Origin of the sequence: Microbacterium sp. STN6 (assembly GCF_026410545.1) — a bacterium.
Lineage (GTDB): Bacteria > Actinomycetota > Actinomycetes > Actinomycetales > Microbacteriaceae > Root112D2.
The window spans coordinates 1-16,612 of sequence record NZ_JAPMIT010000003.1 but is presented as its reverse complement, the minus strand read 5'-3'; the positions used below and the strand labels follow the sequence as shown (position 1 = coordinate 16,612).

18 protein-coding genes and 3 tRNA genes are annotated in these 16,612 nt (G+C 67.2%); 10 read left to right on the top strand and 11 right to left on the bottom strand.

Annotation, left to right across the window (positions count from 1 at the left end; genetic code table 11):
• Positions 1-93 precede the first annotated feature (93 nt).
• The 3 genes from OSC27_RS09350 to OSC27_RS09340 all read left to right on the top strand — a co-directional run bounded on the left by OSC27_RS09350 (position 94) and on the right by OSC27_RS09340 (position 2,908).
• Positions 94-1,389, top strand: a complete 1,296-nt coding sequence (locus OSC27_RS09350) for an LCP family protein (protein WP_267181195.1) — start codon at positions 94-96, stop codon at positions 1,387-1,389.
• 89 nt (positions 1,390-1,478) lie between these two features.
• Positions 1,479-1,563, top strand: a tRNA-Ser gene (locus OSC27_RS09345).
• A 37-nt stretch (positions 1,564-1,600) separates the two neighbouring features.
• Positions 1,601-2,908: an LCP family protein gene (locus tag OSC27_RS09340; RefSeq protein WP_267181194.1), complete on the top strand. Its 1,308-nt coding sequence runs from the start codon at positions 1,601-1,603 to the stop codon at positions 2,906-2,908.
• 52 nt (positions 2,909-2,960) lie between these two features.
• Here OSC27_RS09340 and OSC27_RS09335 read toward each other — a convergent pair whose 3' ends face one another.
• The gene (locus OSC27_RS09335) at positions 2,961-6,425 is read right to left on the bottom strand and encodes an ABC transporter ATP-binding protein (protein WP_267181193.1); all 3,465 of its coding nucleotides are present in this window, start codon (positions 6,423-6,425) and stop codon (positions 2,961-2,963) included.
• 122 nt (positions 6,426-6,547) lie between these two features.
• Here OSC27_RS09335 and OSC27_RS09330 point away from each other — a divergent pair.
• A tRNA-Ser gene (locus OSC27_RS09330) sits at positions 6,548-6,636 on the top strand.
• Between the two features lie 329 nt (positions 6,637-6,965).
• Here OSC27_RS09330 and OSC27_RS09325 read toward each other — a convergent pair.
• Entirely contained in the window at positions 6,966-7,562 is a 597-nt protein-coding gene (locus OSC27_RS09325) for a PIN domain-containing protein (protein WP_267181192.1), read from the bottom strand.
• Positions 7,559-7,942, bottom strand: a complete 384-nt coding sequence (locus OSC27_RS09320) for a helix-turn-helix domain-containing protein (RefSeq protein WP_267181191.1) — start codon at positions 7,940-7,942, stop codon at positions 7,559-7,561. Before OSC27_RS09320 ends, OSC27_RS09325 begins: the two co-directional genes overlap by 4 nt.
• Positions 7,943-8,153: 211 nt before the next feature.
• Between OSC27_RS09320 and OSC27_RS09315 the strand changes: the two genes are divergently transcribed.
• A complete protein-coding gene (locus OSC27_RS09315; protein WP_267181190.1) occupies positions 8,154-8,405 on the top strand; it encodes an addiction module protein in 252 nt (83 codons plus the stop codon).
• Positions 8,406-8,468: 63 nt separating this feature from the next.
• Here the strand turns inward: OSC27_RS09315 and OSC27_RS09310 are convergent, their stop codons facing one another.
• Positions 8,469-8,972 carry a MarR family winged helix-turn-helix transcriptional regulator gene (locus OSC27_RS09310; protein ID WP_267181189.1) on the bottom strand — a complete coding sequence of 168 codons (504 nt, stop codon included), beginning with the start codon at positions 8,970-8,972 and terminating at the stop codon, positions 8,469-8,471.
• Positions 8,973-9,024: 52 nt separating this feature from the next.
• Entirely contained in the window at positions 9,025-9,873 is an 849-nt protein-coding gene (locus tag OSC27_RS09305; protein WP_267181188.1) for an SDR family oxidoreductase, read from the bottom strand.
• Between the two features lie 176 nt (positions 9,874-10,049).
• Here OSC27_RS09305 and OSC27_RS09300 point away from each other — a divergent pair, with 176 nt between their 5' ends.
• Positions 10,050-10,841 (top strand): alpha/beta fold hydrolase, encoded by a 792-nt coding sequence (locus OSC27_RS09300; RefSeq protein WP_267181187.1) that lies wholly within the window; start codon positions 10,050-10,052, stop codon positions 10,839-10,841.
• A gap of 18 nt (positions 10,842-10,859) precedes the next feature.
• Here the strand turns inward: OSC27_RS09300 and OSC27_RS09295 are convergent, their stop codons facing one another.
• Positions 10,860-11,156 carry a hypothetical protein gene (locus OSC27_RS09295; protein ID WP_267181186.1) on the bottom strand — a complete coding sequence of 99 codons (297 nt, stop codon included), beginning with the start codon at positions 11,154-11,156 and terminating at the stop codon, positions 10,860-10,862.
• A gap of 245 nt (positions 11,157-11,401) precedes the next feature.
• Here OSC27_RS09295 and OSC27_RS09290 point away from each other — a divergent pair, with 245 nt between their 5' ends.
• Complete coding sequence (locus OSC27_RS09290) at positions 11,402-11,758, top strand: hypothetical protein (protein ID WP_267181185.1); 357 nt, start codon at positions 11,402-11,404, stop codon at positions 11,756-11,758.
• 82 nt (positions 11,759-11,840) lie between these two features.
• Here the strand turns inward: OSC27_RS09290 and OSC27_RS09285 are convergent, their stop codons facing one another.
• From OSC27_RS09285 to OSC27_RS09275, 3 genes are all read right to left on the bottom strand, one after another.
• A complete protein-coding gene (locus tag OSC27_RS09285) occupies positions 11,841-12,137 on the bottom strand; it encodes a hypothetical protein (RefSeq protein WP_267181184.1) in 297 nt (98 codons plus the stop codon).
• Positions 12,134-12,457 (bottom strand): ATP-dependent DNA ligase, encoded by a 324-nt coding sequence (locus OSC27_RS09280; protein WP_267181183.1) that lies wholly within the window; start codon positions 12,455-12,457, stop codon positions 12,134-12,136. Before OSC27_RS09280 ends, OSC27_RS09285 begins: the two co-directional genes overlap by 4 nt.
• Positions 12,458-12,595: 138 nt before the next feature.
• A complete protein-coding gene (locus tag OSC27_RS09275) occupies positions 12,596-13,957 on the bottom strand; it encodes an MFS transporter (RefSeq protein ID WP_267181182.1) in 1,362 nt (453 codons plus the stop codon).
• Between the two features lie 172 nt (positions 13,958-14,129).
• Here OSC27_RS09275 and OSC27_RS09270 point away from each other — a divergent pair, with 172 nt between their 5' ends.
• On the top strand, positions 14,130-14,843 hold the full coding sequence (locus OSC27_RS09270) for a GntR family transcriptional regulator (protein WP_267181181.1): 714 nt from the start codon (positions 14,130-14,132) through the stop codon (positions 14,841-14,843).
• Here the strand turns inward: OSC27_RS09270 and OSC27_RS09265 are convergent.
• Together OSC27_RS09265 and OSC27_RS09260 are read right to left on the bottom strand one after the other, a co-directional pair.
• On the bottom strand, positions 14,836-15,327 hold the full coding sequence (locus tag OSC27_RS09265) for a GNAT family N-acetyltransferase (RefSeq protein WP_267181180.1): 492 nt from the start codon (positions 15,325-15,327) through the stop codon (positions 14,836-14,838). The genes OSC27_RS09270 and OSC27_RS09265 overlap by 8 nt on opposite strands.
• On the bottom strand, positions 15,324-15,494 hold the full coding sequence (locus tag OSC27_RS09260) for a hypothetical protein (protein WP_267181179.1): 171 nt from the start codon (positions 15,492-15,494) through the stop codon (positions 15,324-15,326). The genes OSC27_RS09265 and OSC27_RS09260 overlap by 4 nt, the downstream gene beginning before the upstream one ends.
• 150 nt (positions 15,495-15,644) lie before the next feature.
• Here OSC27_RS09260 and OSC27_RS09255 point away from each other — a divergent pair, with 150 nt between their 5' ends.
• Both OSC27_RS09255 and OSC27_RS09250 read left to right on the top strand, forming a co-directional pair.
• Positions 15,645-16,028, top strand: a complete 384-nt coding sequence (locus tag OSC27_RS09255; RefSeq protein WP_267181178.1) for an MmcQ/YjbR family DNA-binding protein — start codon at positions 15,645-15,647, stop codon at positions 16,026-16,028.
• 188 nt (positions 16,029-16,216) lie between these two features.
• Positions 16,217-16,289, top strand: a tRNA-Arg gene (locus tag OSC27_RS09250).
• The last annotated feature ends 323 nt before the right edge of the window (positions 16,290-16,612 follow it).

Genomic DNA, 16,612 nt, shown 5'->3' with positions numbered 1-16,612 from the left:
GCCTGTTTCCCAGTTTCTCTGCAGAACTCTGACAGGGGCGAATGGCACGCTGATAAGCCTGCGTTGTTGTGTGAACGCGCGGGGAGAGAGCACATGAGCGAATCGCGACGACATGAGGCCGCACGCCGAGGCCGTCGTTCGACCCTTCGCGACTCGGTGGCCCGGCACGGCCGACTGCGCCGTTCGACTCCGTTGCGAACCATTCTCACGACGCTCGCTGCTGTCGTCGCCGTGCTGGTGGTCAGTACGACGAGCGTGGCGGCCTTCGCTGCCTGGGATGTCGTCTCCAGCGCGAAGAAATCGGTGCACCTGGTCGACGCGAAGGGCGACCCGATCCCGTCGATCGGCGCGGTCGACGGCGCCGTCAACGTGCTGCTCGCCGGCAGCGACAGCGGCGACGGCAACCCCGCGTACGGCTCGCGCGGCGAGAACCTCAACGACGTCACGATGCTGCTGCACGTCTCGGCCGACCACAAGAGCGCCACCGTCGTCAGCTTCCCCCGCGACATGTTCGTCTCCATCCCCTCGTGCCCGTCGCCCAAGGGTGGCTCATACAGCGCCATGAGCTACCAGAAGATCAACACGACGCTCACCTACGGCGGGCTGCCGTGCACCGTGCTGACAGTCGAGAAGCTCACCGGGCTCACCATTCCCTATGCCGCCATGATCCAGTTCGACGGGGTCATCGAGATGTCGAACGCCGTGGGTGGTGTTCCCGTGTGCGTGGCCGGCGACATCCGTGACCCCTACACCGGCCTCAACGTGAAGGCGGGAAACAACGTGCTCGAGGGGTCCCAGGCGCTTGCGTTCCTGCGCACCAGGCACGGCGTCGGCGACGGCAGCGACCTGGGGCGCATCAGCAACCAGCAGGTGTTCCTGTCGTCGCTCGTGCGCACCATCAAGAGCGCCGACACACTCGCGAACCCCACCAAGGTGTACGCGCTGGCGAAGGCGGCAGTGAGCAATATGACGCTCTCTGACACCCTCAACATTCCTACCATCGCCTCGATCGCGGTCGCCCTGAAGAACATCGACCTGAACAAGGTCGTGTTCGTGCAGTACCCGAACCACTACGTGGCCGACGGGGTCGCGCCGACCACCGACGCCGCCGACGAACTCTTCACGGCGCTGAAGAACGACACGCCCATTACCCTCACGGGCAACACGGGCGTCGGATCGGTGGTCGACCCGAACGCGCCAGCGGGCAGCACATCGGGTTCTGGCGCATCAGCGGGCACGGATGCCGCGGGCTCATCGAGCACGCCAGGTGCCACAGGCTCCGGCAGCGCCTCGGGCGCAGGCGACTCGTCGTCTGGTGTCGCTCTGCCCAGCGACGTGCACGGGCAGACCGCGAGCGAGTACACGTGCTCTAAGCCGTTCAGCGGCTGAGTGCGCTGATGTCAACCTGATCGTCGGTTAGAATTGCGCCGCGCGGAGCTTTCGCGCGAGTGCCGCCGTGCGCTCGCGGTAGCCCGTGGGGAGGGCTGTCCGAGCGGCCGATGGAGCCAGTCTTGAAAACTGGTGGGCAGAAATGTCTCGTGGGTTCGAATCCCACGCCCTCCGCGCAGTCCACGAAGGCGCAACCCACGAAAGGCAGTGCATGAGTGACCTCGGCTCGCGTCGGCGCCGCAGGATGCGCGAAGGCATCGCGCGCCATGGGCGACTGAAGACGACCCACCCGCTTGCCAGCATCGCCAAGGTGCTCGCATCCGTCGTCGCGGTCGTGCTCGTGAGCTCGGTCACCGTTGCCGGCGTCGCCGTGTGGGACGTCGCGCGCAGCAGCAAGCCGTCGGTTCAGCTCGAGCACCTCGACGGCAAGAAGGTGCAGGGGCCCGTCCCACAGATCGGAGCGATCGACGGCGGCGTCAACCTCTTGCTCGTCGGCACCGACACGAGAACGGGACAGGGCGGCGAGTTCTCGACCAAGGACCAGCTGGACGGCAGCTCGGGTGCGGGGCTCAACGACGTGACCATGCTCATGCACATTTCGCAGGACCACAGCAACGTGGAGGTCGTCAGCTTTCCCCGCGACACGTTCGTGCCGATTCCGTCATGCCCGAGGGCCGACGGCAAGGGCCGGTATTCGTCGATGACATCGCAGAAGCTCAACTCGACGCTCATCTACGGCGGGTTGCCGTGCACCGTGCTGACGATCGAGAAGCTGACCGGCCTCGACATCCCGTTCGCGGCGGAGATCTCGTTCGATGGCGTCATCGCCATGTCGAACGCGGTCGGCGGCGTTCCGGTTTGCGTGGCCGACAAGATCGAGGATCGCTACACCGGGACCTTCCTCGACCCTGGCATGCACAAGCTCATGGGCAACGCTGCGCTGCAGTTCCTTCGCACGCGGCACGGCGTGGGCGATGGCAGCGACCTTGGCCGCATCAGCAACCAGCAGGTGTTCATGTCGTCGCTCGTGCGCACGGCGAAGAGCTCGGACACGCTGACGAACCCGACCAAGCTGTACGGTCTGGCCAAAGCCGCCGTGAACAACATGGTGCTGTCGGAGAGTCTCAACAACGTCAACACGATGGTTCAGATCGCCCTGGCGCTGAAAGACATCGACCTCGACAAGGTCGTGTTCATTCAGTACCCGACCAAGATCGTGGACGGTGGAGTGGTGCCGATCACATATGCGGCCAATGCTCTGTTCGAGGCGATCGGCAATGACCAGCCCGTCAAGCTGACCGGTGGCACGGCGCCCGGCAAGATCGGATCGATTGTGGAGACGCCCTCACCGAGCGCGACCGATTCTGCTGACAGCTCGACAACGCCGCCGGCCACGACCGACACCGGCACCGGAACGACAACCGACGCGGCGGGTGCCGTCGAGCTTCCCGACTCGGTAACGGGCCAGACATCGGCGCAGGTCACCTGCTCGAACGGTCGAACCCTGCGCCAGCAGTAGACGGACCGCGAACGGGTTCGAAACGGCTGCGCGGCAGGTCGACGCGAGCCCTTCACTCCGCCAGGTGGCTCCAGCGACGCGTGAGATCGCACCATCGGCCGGTGTCGACGATGCGGCCGTGCTCCATCACGAGCACGCGGTCGGCGAGCTCCACGACCGAACGACGAGACGTGGAGGCCAGCATCGTGCGCCGTTGGTCCCGAAGGCGTCTCCAGATGCTCGCCTCCGTGCGCGGGTCGAGAGCAGAGGATAGATCGTCAGCGATCAGCAACTCCGGACGGATGGCGAGAGCGCGCGCCAGGGCAACGCGCTGCACCTGGCCACCGGAGAGGCGATTGCCTCGAAACCCGACGGGTGCGTCTATGCCGTTCGCCGCGAAATCCGGCCCCAGCTCAGCGGCACGAGCCGCGGCATGCTCGTCCCGATCTGGGTGGTCGAGTGCGATATTGTCCGCGACGGATCCTGAGACGATGCGGGGCGTCTGCGAAACATACGCGATCTGATGCGGCCGTAGGAACGCGCGGGTCGATTCGACCGGGCAGCCATTCCAGGCGATGGTTCCGCGTATGTCGGTGAGCCCGGCGATTGCTGAGAGCAGGCTGGACTTGCCCGAGCCCACCCGTCCGATCACGACGACAAGTTCACCGGGCAGAATGCTCAATTCCGCGCCCCGCACCGCGATCGTTCCGTCGTCATGCACGACGTCGATCCCCGACACGTCGAGGCGGCGCAGCGGGACCCGCTCGTCCGGCGCCGGCGCATGCGCCATGCCGGCGACAACATCAAGATCGCGCGGCCGGGCGACAAGTTTGTCGGTGTCGGCGAGATTCGTGGCGATGTCGAGCCAGGTGCGTGCGGTGCCGTAGCCGCTGACCGCGGAGCCGGCGGTGAAACCGTTCCATGCGAACGTGCCGAGAGCGGTCGTCATCAGCAACGTCGATGCGAGGCCCCACACGTGCGCGGCGTAGAGCACCCATGCGGCGACGACGCCGAGCTGCACGAGCAGGCCGGGTACCGACCAGAAGATGTTCCTCACGTGATTTTCACGGATCGACAGCGCGATGCGGCTCGTGTCCGTCTCGTGTACGCGGGCGAGGGCATCCTTCGCCGCGCCCGCGAGCTTGATCGACGCGATCGCGTCGACGGTGGTCCCGAGGGTGCGACCGAACCGCGCGCGAGCGTCGCCCGCTCGCTCGCCGGCGACGCGCAGCGGCCGGATGGCAAAGATCGAGACGAGCGCCGAGAGCACCATGACGCTGGCAGCGACGCCGAACGCCACGAATCCGCCGCCCGCGATCCCCGTGGCGATCGCGAGGACAACACCGTAAAACACGCCGATCCAGATGTCGACATACGCGGTGAGGCGGGTGCTGTCGAGGGCGCGAACGGTGACCTCGGCCGCCGGCTCATCACCGCGACGGTGGTTGCCGAGGCGTCCCCGCAGAATCGCCGCGCGCAGCCTCAGGGTGATGCCGGCCAGCCACCGCGGATGTGACGCGGCCGCATAGCCGAGTCCGAGCGGGGAGAGGAGCAGACCGAGCGCCACCAGCGTCGCCTCGACCCACGGCGTGCCTCCGGCCTGTAGAGACGCGACCGTGCGCCCCCAGAGCAGACCGGTCGCGACACCAGAGATGCTGAACAGGGTGCCGAGCAGCCAGAGCAGGTCACCCGAGACACCCCATCGCGGATGCGCGAGCATGAGGCGAGTCACGGTACCCGCGAGGCCCGAGCGGGGGCGTGGATCCTCGGTGATCTCCGCCCGCCCGTGCGAGTGACGAGTGGGCGCGGCATCAAAGGGCGCTTCGCCGCCGGGAGCGGGATCGGCATCGGCGTGCGCGGAGCCCGTGTGCGCGAGGTTCTCCCGCTCGCTTCGCGCCTCGACGCTCAGCGGGACTTCCGGACCGAGGGCATCCGCCAATTCGGTGCGTGAGCCGTGCCGCACGATGCGCCCGGCGTCGAGCACGACGATCTGATCGCTGTGCCGCACGGCCTGTGCACGGTGGGCGATGACGATTCCAGTCCGTCCTGCGAGCAGACGCGTGGATGCCTTGTCCACATATGTGGCGGTGTGTGGATCCATGCGCGCCGTCGCTTCATCGAGGATGACCACGCGAACATCGCGCACCAGCAATCGTGCGAACGCGACAAGCTGCTCCTCGCCGGCGGAGAGTGTGACACCACCGGGGCCCAGCACGGTGTCAAGTCCCCTCGGCAGCCCGCGCACCCACGCGTCGAGGCCGAGCTCATGGAATGCGCCGCCGACGCGCTCCCGTGGAATGTTGCGGAACAGGGTCACGTTCTCCACGAGCGTCGCCGACAGCAGCTCCGTGCGCTGGCTCACTACGCCGATCGCGTCACGCAGTTCGTCAAGATCAATGGAGACCGCGTCGACGCCGCCAATGTAGAGCATGCCCTGCTCCGGCTCGACGGATCGGCTGATCAGCTTGCCCAGCGTGGACTTGCCCGAGCCGGTGCGGCCGACCAGCGCGGTGGTGGTGCCGGCTGGAACCGTGAGCGAGACGCCGTCGATGCCGCCGCCGCCAGGGTAGCGGAAGGTGAGTGTGCGCAGTTCGATGGCGAGCGACCCATCGGGAACGGGCGCTCCGCCGGCCGGGTCCTGGGGCGCGCCCAGCAGCTGCCGAATTCGCTGGTACGCACCGATTCCGGTTTGGATATCGGGTAGATGCGCCGCGAGGGCACCGAGGGCACCGACGAAGCCGGCGATGAGCAGCCAGAGGGTCACGAGCTGGCCGGGGTTGAGCCATCCCGCGCCGACCGCCACCACTCCGACGACCGCGAGCAGTGCGGCGAGGGAGTTGATGACGATCGAGGTGATGGCCGAGACGCGCGCACCACCGCGCGCAGCGGACTTCACGCGGGTGAGCACGTCATGGCCGAGTTCCGCGAACCGGCGGAGGGCGTAGGCCTGTCCGGAGGCCGCGATCAGGTCCTTTCTCGCGGCCACCGACTCCTCGAACTGGGAGCCGTGGGCGGACCAGGCCGTCTCCTCGGCCACCTTGAGCCTGGCCACCTCGGGCGCGAGACGCCGAACGATGAGCACGGTGGCGACGCCGACGACGGGGAACAGGATCCACGCCGGCCACCAGGTGATACCGGCGAAGATCCAGCTGGTGAGTGCGCCGAGCGACCCCTGCGCGAGCCAGAGACCAGGGCCGCGCAGCAGGGTCGCGAGCTGCGCCGGATCGTCGTCCACCCTGTCGATCAGTTCGCCGGCACCCTGCTGCTCGAGCACGGCGAGCGGCTCGTGCACGACCTTGGCTGCGAGGCGCGCCCTGATCACACCCTCGATGAGCCCACACGCCGACGAAGCGACGAGCGAGGCAACACTCTGGAGGAGTACGGAGCCGATGAGCGCCACGGCAAGCGACACGATGATCGGCGGGGCCGGGTTCTTCGCCGCCGCCCCCGCGATGACCGCACCGATCGCCGCCAACACCGCCGCTGGAATCATGGCGCCGAGAACAACGACGAGTCTGACGGCGATCCGCCGCGTCACCGGTGTGCGCGTTCGATGCGCGAAACCTGCAGCATGACCGGCATGTCCACATTTTGGCACGACTTGGGTTTTGCGCCGTGGCAGATATGATTGCAGACGTGCATTCGCCAGTCGGATGCGCTGGAGACGTCGCATAGTTCGGCCTAGTGCACCACCCTGCTAAGGTGGAGTCCCCGTAAGGGGACCGAGGGTTCAAATCCCTCCGTCTCCGCTCTAAAAACCCCCGGTCAGACGCGATTTTCATTCGTGAGTCTGATTCCTGTGGCTCGGCTAGAATTCGATGCCCGAAACCTTCTGGCTGACCCCCAGCTGGCCCCCACCGATATCAATACTCTCGGAGGTGGCGAGGTGGCGAGGCGGCGAACGAAGTCACGGCGTTGTCCTTCGCGGAGGATGTGTGCGTAGACGGCGAGGCCGGTGCGGGCTCCGTCGCCGAGGTATTCGGCGTAAAAGTATGGGCGTGTCGTGATTCACGCGATTTCGTAGTCTCTTCGGCACGTTTCGATCATGTCGAGCCCAACTCGCCGCCTCCGCAAGGATTCAGCCATCGAGTAGGTTCTCTATGAGATTGGCCGTCCGTACCGCGCCCGCGCGATAAATGGTTGCGAGCGTCGATTCGTCGGTCGCGCCAGGCAAGCGCGAGACGACCGTCTGGTGCACGGCTCGCATTTCGTCGCGGTACTCGGTGACGAGCAATGACAGCAGATCGTCGGCGGTGAGCGCCTGGATATCTACTGCCTTCATTGCCTCGGCGGGGAAGTCCTTGATGTTGTCGGTGCAGAGGATCTCGGCTTCCGCTGCGACGGCTGCTTCAAGAACGTGCCGATCGTCCTCGTCGGGGAGCGCTAAGGGTGCGACCTGCTCGCGGTCGGTGTCATCGATGTCGATCTCTGCGTCCGGGAAGGCAGCGGTCATCGCTGTGATGAGCCGTTGCCCGGATGCCGTGTCGAAGGTTGGCAGGTTCGCGGTGAGATGCTCGATAACCTCTGCGAGGATCGCGGCGCTCCATCGGATGCTGATGAGTTCGGCGTCCGCCGCGTAGAGGAGATAGTCCCGAAGCACGCGGGAGTAGAGAACGTTCGCGTCGCCGAGGACGACGCGAATCGGGGCGCGGTCAGTGTCGGTGGACGAGCTCACTCAAGCAGGCCCAGCTCGTTCTGCAGCTGGGACAGTTCTTCCATCGCCACACGCCTGCGCGCCCGCTCCTGCTCACGGAAGGCCTGGAGCGATTCGACAGTGATCCGGTGATGCGTACCCACCTTGCGGAACTCAAGTTTGCCCTCGTCCATGAACTTGCGAACCTGGGGGCGGGAGACCCCGAGCAGGGCGGCGGCCTCGGTTGGTGTCACCTCGCCACCGGTGCGCGTGAAGACAACCTCCTGGCCGCGAGTGCGGGCATCCACGATGCGCGCGAGCCACTCCGCGGTCTCTCGCGACAGGCTGAGCTTCACCTCAGCGCCCTTGCCGTCGAGCGCACGATGCAGGGCATTGGCGTCACGGGTCAGTACATCGATCATCGTCCACCTCCATCTATCTAACTGCAATAACTGTAACAGGTTGATGCGGCCAGTGCTCTCGGGAACGTCCGCCAGGCGACCCCCAGCTGACCCCGAGCCCCCCGAGGGTGCCGTTTCGGGCCGATTTTGGGGTGCATCGAGTGCGTGGCGTGGTTCTAGATGGCAAGCTAGAGAAGCCCGTAAACACAGCGCGCCGCCGTACACTCGACACATGGTCCTCAAGGCGGACGAGGTGTATCAGGCGGGTCTCGAACTCGACTTGGACGAGCGCACCGTCGTCGTACACCGCCTCCTCGCCAGCCTGCACCCGGAGGATGACGCACCGCAGTCGGAGATTGACGACGCTTGGCGTGACGAGATCGGTTCTCGTGTCGACGACATCCTGAACGGCCGAGTCGAGTTGAGCACCTTCGAGCAGACCCGTCGCAAGGCCCGGGCGCTCTTAGACGACCTGCGGAAGTGACCCTCCGCCAGCGCGTCGCGTCCACCCGGAGGCGGAGGCCGAGTTCCTCGATGACGTCCGCTTCTACGCGACCACTGAGGTACTGTCGGCGGCCCGCTCGGCGGCACCGCGGCTCATCGTGAGTCGAATCTTTCCGGCAGCGCGGAGAAATGCGTTCCGTTCTGCCTCTGTCAGGTCGCCCGCGGTGAGTTCTTCCAGGTGGCGCCAGATTGCGATCACCCGCTCGTGCAGGGCACGGCCCGCGGGCGTCAGGTAGACGAGGCTGATGCGCCGGTCCCGCTCCGAGACTCTGCGTTCGACAAGCCCAACCTTCTCCATGCGCCCGACGGTCTTCGCCACGGTGGCATGGTTGACGTTCAGGGTTTCGGCGAGCGTCTTCTGTGAGAGCCCGTCGGATGCGGCGAGCTGGATGAGCATGATCTCCTGGTTGGGGAACAGGCCGAGCTGTGCGAGTTCCGCCCCCGCCAGGGCACGGTGGGTGCGCGCCATGGCGAAGATCGAGTAGCTGACAGGGAACGCCTCCTCGAGCTCGGTGGCCTCGGCAGGCGGATGGCGTTCGTCGGTCACCATCGGCCCCTTTCGGCGCGTGACGATGACAGGGCCCGGTCGCAGACCGCGCTCACGCGCGAGCCACCAGCTCGCGCAGATACGTCGGGACGGTCGCGGCCGGCCGCTGCAGGATCGTGTCGAGTACGAGAGAATTGCCGCCACGCAGCCCTGCGACCTCGTAGTGGTGGAACATGGTGGCCAGTCCTTCGCGCAGATGCGCAGGCATCCGCGGGTCGAGTTCTGCGGGCTCCGCGCCCTCTGCGCGCAACGGGCGGCCGAGCAGGCTCGACAGCTCGCGGGCGATCTCGTGCCGGGAGTACTCGCCCGCGCCGGCGAGCTCGAAGGTGCCGCCGAGGAGGCGGTCGGTGGTCAGAGCCTGCGCGGCTGCCTCGGCGACGTCACGGTAGTCGACGTACGCCATCTTCGATTCTGAGGAGTACGGTCCGGCGATCACCCCATGCTCGATCGCACTCGCCGCAATTCCGTCAAGCTGTGACATGAACATGGCTGGTTGCAGCACCGTGAACTCCAGGCCGGAGTCGTAGATGGCCTGTTCGACCGGCTGCTTGTCGCGATGGTTGGACAGGGTGAGAAGCGAGGGGTGGTAGACGCTGGAGAAGACCAGGCGTCGCACTCCCGCCTTCCTCGCCGCCTCCACCATGACGAGGCCCGTGGCTGCTTCATCGGGCACGAACGCGGGCACGACGTGGAACACGGCGTCGACACCGTCGAGGGCCGCCGCGAGCTCCTCTCTGCTGTCGAGATCTGCCACGACGGTTTCGGTCGCGCCGTTCGCGCGCGCTGCCGCCTCGCGCGCCGCCGAATGCACGAGGCCACGAACCTCGACGCCCTGTGCGGCCAGCGCCCGCGTCACGAGCCCTGCGGACGTGCCCGCGGCTCCTACAGCCAGAACCTTCATCTTCTGCTCCTCTTCATGAAGCCGGTATGTTGCCGGCTACACAAATAATAACACGATAAGTAGCCGGCAACATAAGTCGTCCCGAATCGGCGGCCCGGCCGCCTCTGCACGCGATGCCACCGCACCTGACGCGCACAAACGCGACGCGCGGGACATGACGGAGGATGATGAACGACGTGACTACGACACGGCGTGTGATCTCCACCGACGGCACGAGCATCGCCTACGAAACCCACGGCAGCGGCATCGACGGCACGCCGGTGATCCTCATCGACGGGGCGATGTGCTTCCGCGGCGGCGGCCCGATGCGCGCACTCGCACATGAACTTGCGCGCGACATGCGCGTCATCTGCTACGACCGGCGCGGGCGGGGCGAGAGCGGCGACACTCCGCCGTACGAGCCGGTACGAGAGGTCGACGACCTGGCCGCGCTCATTGACGCCGCAGGGGGCCGGGCGAACCTGTACGCGCTGTCGTCGGGGGTAGCGCTCGCGCTGCTGGCTGCGGCCGAGTTCGGCCACGCGATTGCGGGGCTCGCCCTGTACGAGCCGCCGTTCTCGGCAGGGCCGGACCCGACAGCATCCGATTACACGGCGAAGCTGGCGCAGTTGCTCGCTGCCGGCGCTCGAAGCGACGCGCTCGCCCTCTTCATGCGGCGAGTGGGAGTTCCCGAGCAGGGCATCGAGGGCATGCGGCACTCGCCGACCTGGCCGCAGACCGAAGCGCTCGCACCGACGCTCGCCTACGACGACGCGCTCATGGGCGACGGCACTCTGCCCGCCGACACTGTGCGGCGCGTCATGCAGCCCTGCCTCGTCATGGCGGGGGAGGCAAGCCCGCCCTTCCTGCGCGACGCGTCAGAGAACCTGGCTCATGCGCTGGCGGACGCTGTCTACCGCACCTTGCCCGGCCAGACCCACGATGCGCAGCCAGACGTCGTCGCATGCGAACTGCGTGGATTCTTCTGAGCGGGCCGGCGCGGAGGCCTATGCGGCCGCGACCGCGGTCACTGCCTGCGTGAAGCTCGCGAGCGCGTCCTCCATGGTGCAAAACGTGCTCCATGTCACACCGTGGCCGTGCGTCATGCGCATGGCGTTGAATCGCTCGTCCGACTTCTCGACGAACCCCAGAACGCTGCGCGCGTCGTCGTCGCTCAACCGGCTGTCGCTCACGCGCCACTCCGTTGGCGAGATGAGCCGAACGTCAAGGTCTTCCAGCGTGGGCAGCGCGAGTTCGGCAGCTTCGATCGACGCCACCGGTGCCTTGAACAGTGTCTCTTCCACAGCAGATCCCCCTCGTGATCCTCACCGCCGTCTCACCCCCGCGTCGGGCCGCACCGTTGCGGCCTGACACCTGAACAGGGGTGCAGAACGACCGTTCTCTTTTATTCTTTGCGCGGCCGCCGGCGCTGTCAAGCCGAAGCGCCGTACGGCCGAGGGGTTGACGGATGCGCTCCGGTTGCTGATAATGCCCCAGCATTCGTGACGCCATTGGCGCGACGTGGCGGTGGCGAGTACTCCTCTATTACATGGAGCGCATCTACTACTCGGGTGACCAACTGCTGACGGGCGGCGAGATCGCGCACGCTCTTGTCGAGTACGCCGCGGCCCTTGCGCACCGCAACGCGTCTGACTCCGTTGAGATTCCGGTGCGTCAGGAGGACGGCAGTATCGGCAGGGCGCAGCTGCTGATCGGCCCGGCGAGTCAACTCGCGAGCGAGACCGAGACGAGTCGTTTTCCCGAGGTCACCGACGACGAACTCGTCGCATGGCTTCGCGCCGCGACGGCGCGACTCGGCATCGGGCATGTCACTCCCGACCGCGACGCCGATCTCGAGGCTGATGACTTCGAGCTCACACGCATGATGGACGACGAGGGCCAGTAGCGCCGAGCTGTCGGCGTGCTGCGCCGAGCTGCCGGTGTGCGCCGTCAGCTGTCAGTGTGCGTCGAGCTGCCGCTGTGCGCCGTCAGCTGTCAGTGTGCGTCGCGGTATCGAAGTCGTCGTAGTGGTCGCGGCCGTTGCCGTTTCCGTGCTCGTCATCGAAACGCTCGGACTCCGGAGCCGGCACCGGCATCAGGGCAATGGGAATCCCGGGGCCGATGAGGATCTCGGCCTTCTGCGGCCGGCCTTCCCCATGGTTCACAGTCAACCAGCGCGGTTGGCCGTCTCGCGTGGCGTTCAGGATCTCGCGCTTGAGCGCCTCGAGGTCTTCCTGCCCCACCGAATAGTGGCTGCCAGCGTAAAGAATGTCGACACGCTTCATCCGTCGAACTCGCCCTCACCATTGGAGGCGGGTTCGGGCACAAGCTGCAGGCCCGACGGGCTGTTCGCCGTCATCATGAGCGCGTCGACCCAGCGCCGGTTGATGCTCGGCTGCTTGCCACCCGCGAACTTGAAATAAATGGGGATCGTGGGGTGCATCCACAGCGTGCTGCGGCCGTCGCCGATCGCCGTGTCGTCCTTCCAGCTGAAGTAGAACGCCTCATTGCGCCGCAGCTTCGCTCCGATGACCATTTGCAGATGTGCCAGAACGCGGTCGTCGAAATCGATCGTCAGCGTCGAGTCGTACGTCAACTTGCCCATCCAGAGTTCTCCCCCTTGTAAAGGCGGCACGCTCCCGCCACAGGAACACTTTACGTCAGCGAACGAGTCACTCTAACGCGTTCGAAACGCTCGGAGACAGGGATTGCGCTGCGTGCGGCGGCGGGCATAGGGCCCTCCTCAGAGCCGGTCGTGCTCCGCATCCGCAGCTGGGGTCAGCGGCACCGCCAGTGCGGGACACGCGGCGACCAGGGCAAAGGCGAGCGGATACCCCACCAGCCCGATCAGACCGCCCACAGCGGGGCCGACAACCGACGCGGCCAGGAACTGCCCGGTGTTCTGTGCTCCCAGCGCGCGCCCGGCCCACTGTGTGCCCGCGACCTCGGCGACCGAGGTGAACGCGAGCCCGTTGTCGGCGACCGAGATCGTCGTGGCGATCACGAAGACCACCGCCGCGGCGCCCCAGTGCTGAGTGTCGAGCGCGGCAAGCAGCAGCATCGAAGCGGATGCGGCCACCGCCACCCAGCGCAGCGGCCGTACCCGGCTTCCCACCCGGTCGCTCAGCACCCCCACCGCGAGCCGCCCGAGCGCCCCGACGAACTGGGCGACCCCCACGAGAACGCCGGCCGCGAGCGCCGGCCAATGCAGTTCGGCGGTCAGCCACACGAGGCCGAACGTCGACAGCGTGAATTGCGGCACCACGAGCAACACCGACACGGCATGGATGCGCCACAGAAACCCGCTCGCTCGGTACGGGTTGGCCGGGCGTGTGCCCGGCGCATCCGCTCTGCTGGGGGCGGGGGCTGTAGGACTGTCGGTGGCGGTGGCGGTGGCGGTGTCGGAGGCGGTGTCGTAGGCGGTGCTGGCGGTGGCGGCGGCGGTGGCGGCGGTGGCGGCGGTGTCGGAGGCGGTCGCGTCCCGCGCTCGACCGGGCCGCGGCGGGTTGACGATGCCGATCGCGCACGCCACCGCGAGCACCGCCGTCATGACGAGCGGCACGGCGATGGCGGCGCCGACTCCCGCGGACGAGGCGATGGTCGGGATCGTGAGCGCGGCGATCGTGACGCCGAGCGGCTGGCACATCTGCCGGATTCCCATGGCGAGCCCCCGGCGATGCTTCGGGAACCAGCCGACGACCACGCGCCCGCTCGCGGCGTTGGTGCTCGCCGCCGCCATACCCCCCAGCAGCAGGAACAGGCCGAGCATCACGTAGCCCTGCACGAGCACCGCGCCGAGGGCCGCAAGGGCGGTGAGGGCGAGGCCGCCGGCGATCACCCAGCGCTCACCCACGCGGTCGGTCAGGGCGCCCCAGGCGATGAGGGTGAGCACCATGCCGAGCGTCGGCACAGCCGCGAGCAGCCCGGCCTGCGCCAGGCTCATGCCGCGCTCGGTGTGCAGCAGTGGGATCAGGAACGCGGGAGCGCTGACGAAGACTGTTCCCGCTGCCTGCGCGGCGACACCGAGGCCGAGCATGGTCCAGGCGCGCGGCGGCACGCCGACGGTCGGTGGCGCGGATGCGGCATCCGTGACGGTCTCTCGCATGTGGTGCCTCTCGTCGTGCGCTGGTCTTGCGACTCGTCGTGCTCTGGTCTTGCGACTCGTCGTGCTCTCGGCGTGCCCCGGCTTCCCGCGGCTTGCTCGGCTTCCGCTTCCCTGCGATACTGGTATACCAACGCGGTATACCAAAATGCAAGCGAGCGTGACGAGGGTGGCCATGGCTGAGACGACGGTGTCGAGCGATGAGGCGCGAGCCCCCACGAACCAGACCTCGCAGCTTTACGAGCGGATGCGCGCCGCCATCCTCGCGCTTGAGCTGGAGCCCGGCCGGCCGCTCTCGGAGCGCGGGCTCGAGTCGGCGTTCGGCGCATCCCGCACCCCCGCACGCGCGGCGCTGGCGCGTCTCGAGGGGGAGGGCCTCGTGCAGCGCTCAGGCCGCGGCTGGGTCGTCTCGCCCATCGACCTCGGCGAGATCCGCGCGCTCGCCGAGTACCGCGAGGTGCTCGAGGCTGCGGCCGTCCGGCTCGCGGTGCAGCGCGCGTCGGCGGCCGATTTCAACGCGGTGCGGGCGCTGCTCGAGGCGGCGCGTCCGGCCGATGAGGAGGCCGGGGTGCGTGCGGGCGGCGACTTCCACAGCGAGCTGGCCCGGCTCTCGGGCAACGAGTTTCTGACCGCGGGCGTGCAGGCGGCAATGACTCGTCTCGCGCGAACCCGGTGGCTCGAGGTGCGCACGGCGAAGGCCCGCGAGGCGGCATGGCGCGAGCACGCGGCCATTCTCGAGGCGGTTGCCACACGCAACGCCGACGAGGCCGCCCGGCTGGTCACCGAGCACGTGCGCGGAACGAACGAGCGCCTCATCGCGTCTCTCTCGGCCGGCCACCAGGCGTTCCGCGCGCGTGGCCTCGCGATCGTTCCCGAAGGAACTAACTGAGCGTCAGCAGCATGGTATCCGAGCCGCCGTTGCGGCCCACTGTGGTGAATCCGGCACGCTCGTACAGTCGCCTGGCGCCGTTGTTGTCTTCGACGCTGAGGCTCAGGGCACGGATGCCGCGGGCCTCCGCCTGCGCCGTCAACTCCCCGAGCAGGGCGCGCCCGACTCCGCGGCCGCGAACTCGCGCCTCCACCCCGATCGTCAGCTCGGGAACGTCGGGCGCGACGAACCCGTAGCCCGGATCTGCCGCTGTGAGAAACCGCGCCCACGCCGCACCGATCGGTCCGTCGTCGTCTTCGGCGGTCACGCCGAAGTCATCCGCTCGTGGCCAGTCGTCGACGTAATGAGCACCTTCCGGCATCGCCAGAATGCGGTCGAGGGTGAAGCGCTCGGCGCCGTCCCAGTTGAAGGCGACCAGCAGCATCCGCTGCAGGAAGGCGGCATCGGCGTGGGTGGCCGCGCGAAGGGAGAAGGCGTTCGTCAATCGAACTTCGGAAGCACATGCACGGGGATCGCGACCGACAGCGCGACGGCGAGGATGCCGCCGAGGAAGGTGAGGGCTTCCCACCCGGTGACCACGTCGGCGACGCTCATGAGCCACAGGCCGAAGAGGAAGATGGCGAAGCAGACGACGAACATGACGATCTTCATGCATCCATTATCCGCCCTCGGCGCTGGAAGGCCAGCGCACCCGCAGCGGTCTCACCCCCCGCTCGAGTAGCGCACCCCTGCAGGTCGAGTAGCGCAGCGTATCGAGACCCACGACCCGCCGCTGTCACCCGCAGCCGGTAGTCTCCCCGAATGGAGCACCCGCCGCTGTTCGAGCCCGACGACCCCCTGGTTGCGCGACTGCGTCTTCTCTGCCTCGCGCTTCCCGAGGCAACCGAGGTGCACGCGTGGGGCCGCCCGACGTTTCGTGCAGGTTCGAAGAAGATCTTTGCCGTTGCTGGCGCCGGGCTCGAGCGCCCGCATGCCGTCATCTTCAAGCCCGATTCAGAGGAGCGCCGCGCCCTCATCGAAGACGCGCGCTTCTTCTCGCCCCCGTACTTCGGGCCCGGCGGCTGGCTCGCAATCGACGTCGGTGCCCGCACCGACTGGGTCGAGCTGCGTGAGCTGCTCGAGACGTCGTACCGGCAGGTCGCGCTGAAGCGCCAGATTGCGTTACTGGATGCGCACACACCCTGAACCGCCAGATTGCGCCACTGGATGCGCACACACCCTGAACCGCCAGATTGCGCCACTGGATGCGCACACACCCTGAACCGCCAGCGGGATTGGCGCCCCCGGCCCCGCTGATATAGTCTCTACTGTGGTTTGCGAGCGGGTGACCGTGCCGCGAACCGGGTATTTCGGGTTCGCCTGAAGTGCCGACTGCGCCCGTAGCTCAACGGATAGAGCATCTGACTACGGATCAGAAGGTTGGGGGTTCGAATCCCTTCGGGCGCACAATGTCTTGAGTCGCGTCATAGGTGACATATGAGTCGCGTCATTGGTTACGTTTTTTGGGGGCTCGGCCATCGGCCGGGCTCTTTTGTTTGGTTGCGCCAGTAGGTGCGGTCGGGCTGGATGAGGTGGGTGGAGAGGACCTCGCCGGTGATGAGGTCGAGGACGGTGATTTCGTTGTCGTCGGCGATGGCGAGTATGAAGCGCCTCAGGTTTCCTGCCGCTCCTATGCGGGTTGCGGCTCTCGGTTGAGGGTCGCGTAGTGGGCTTGCTCGTACTCGGCGGGTGGAACGTAGCCGAGGCTCGAGTGAAGCCTACGAGTGTTG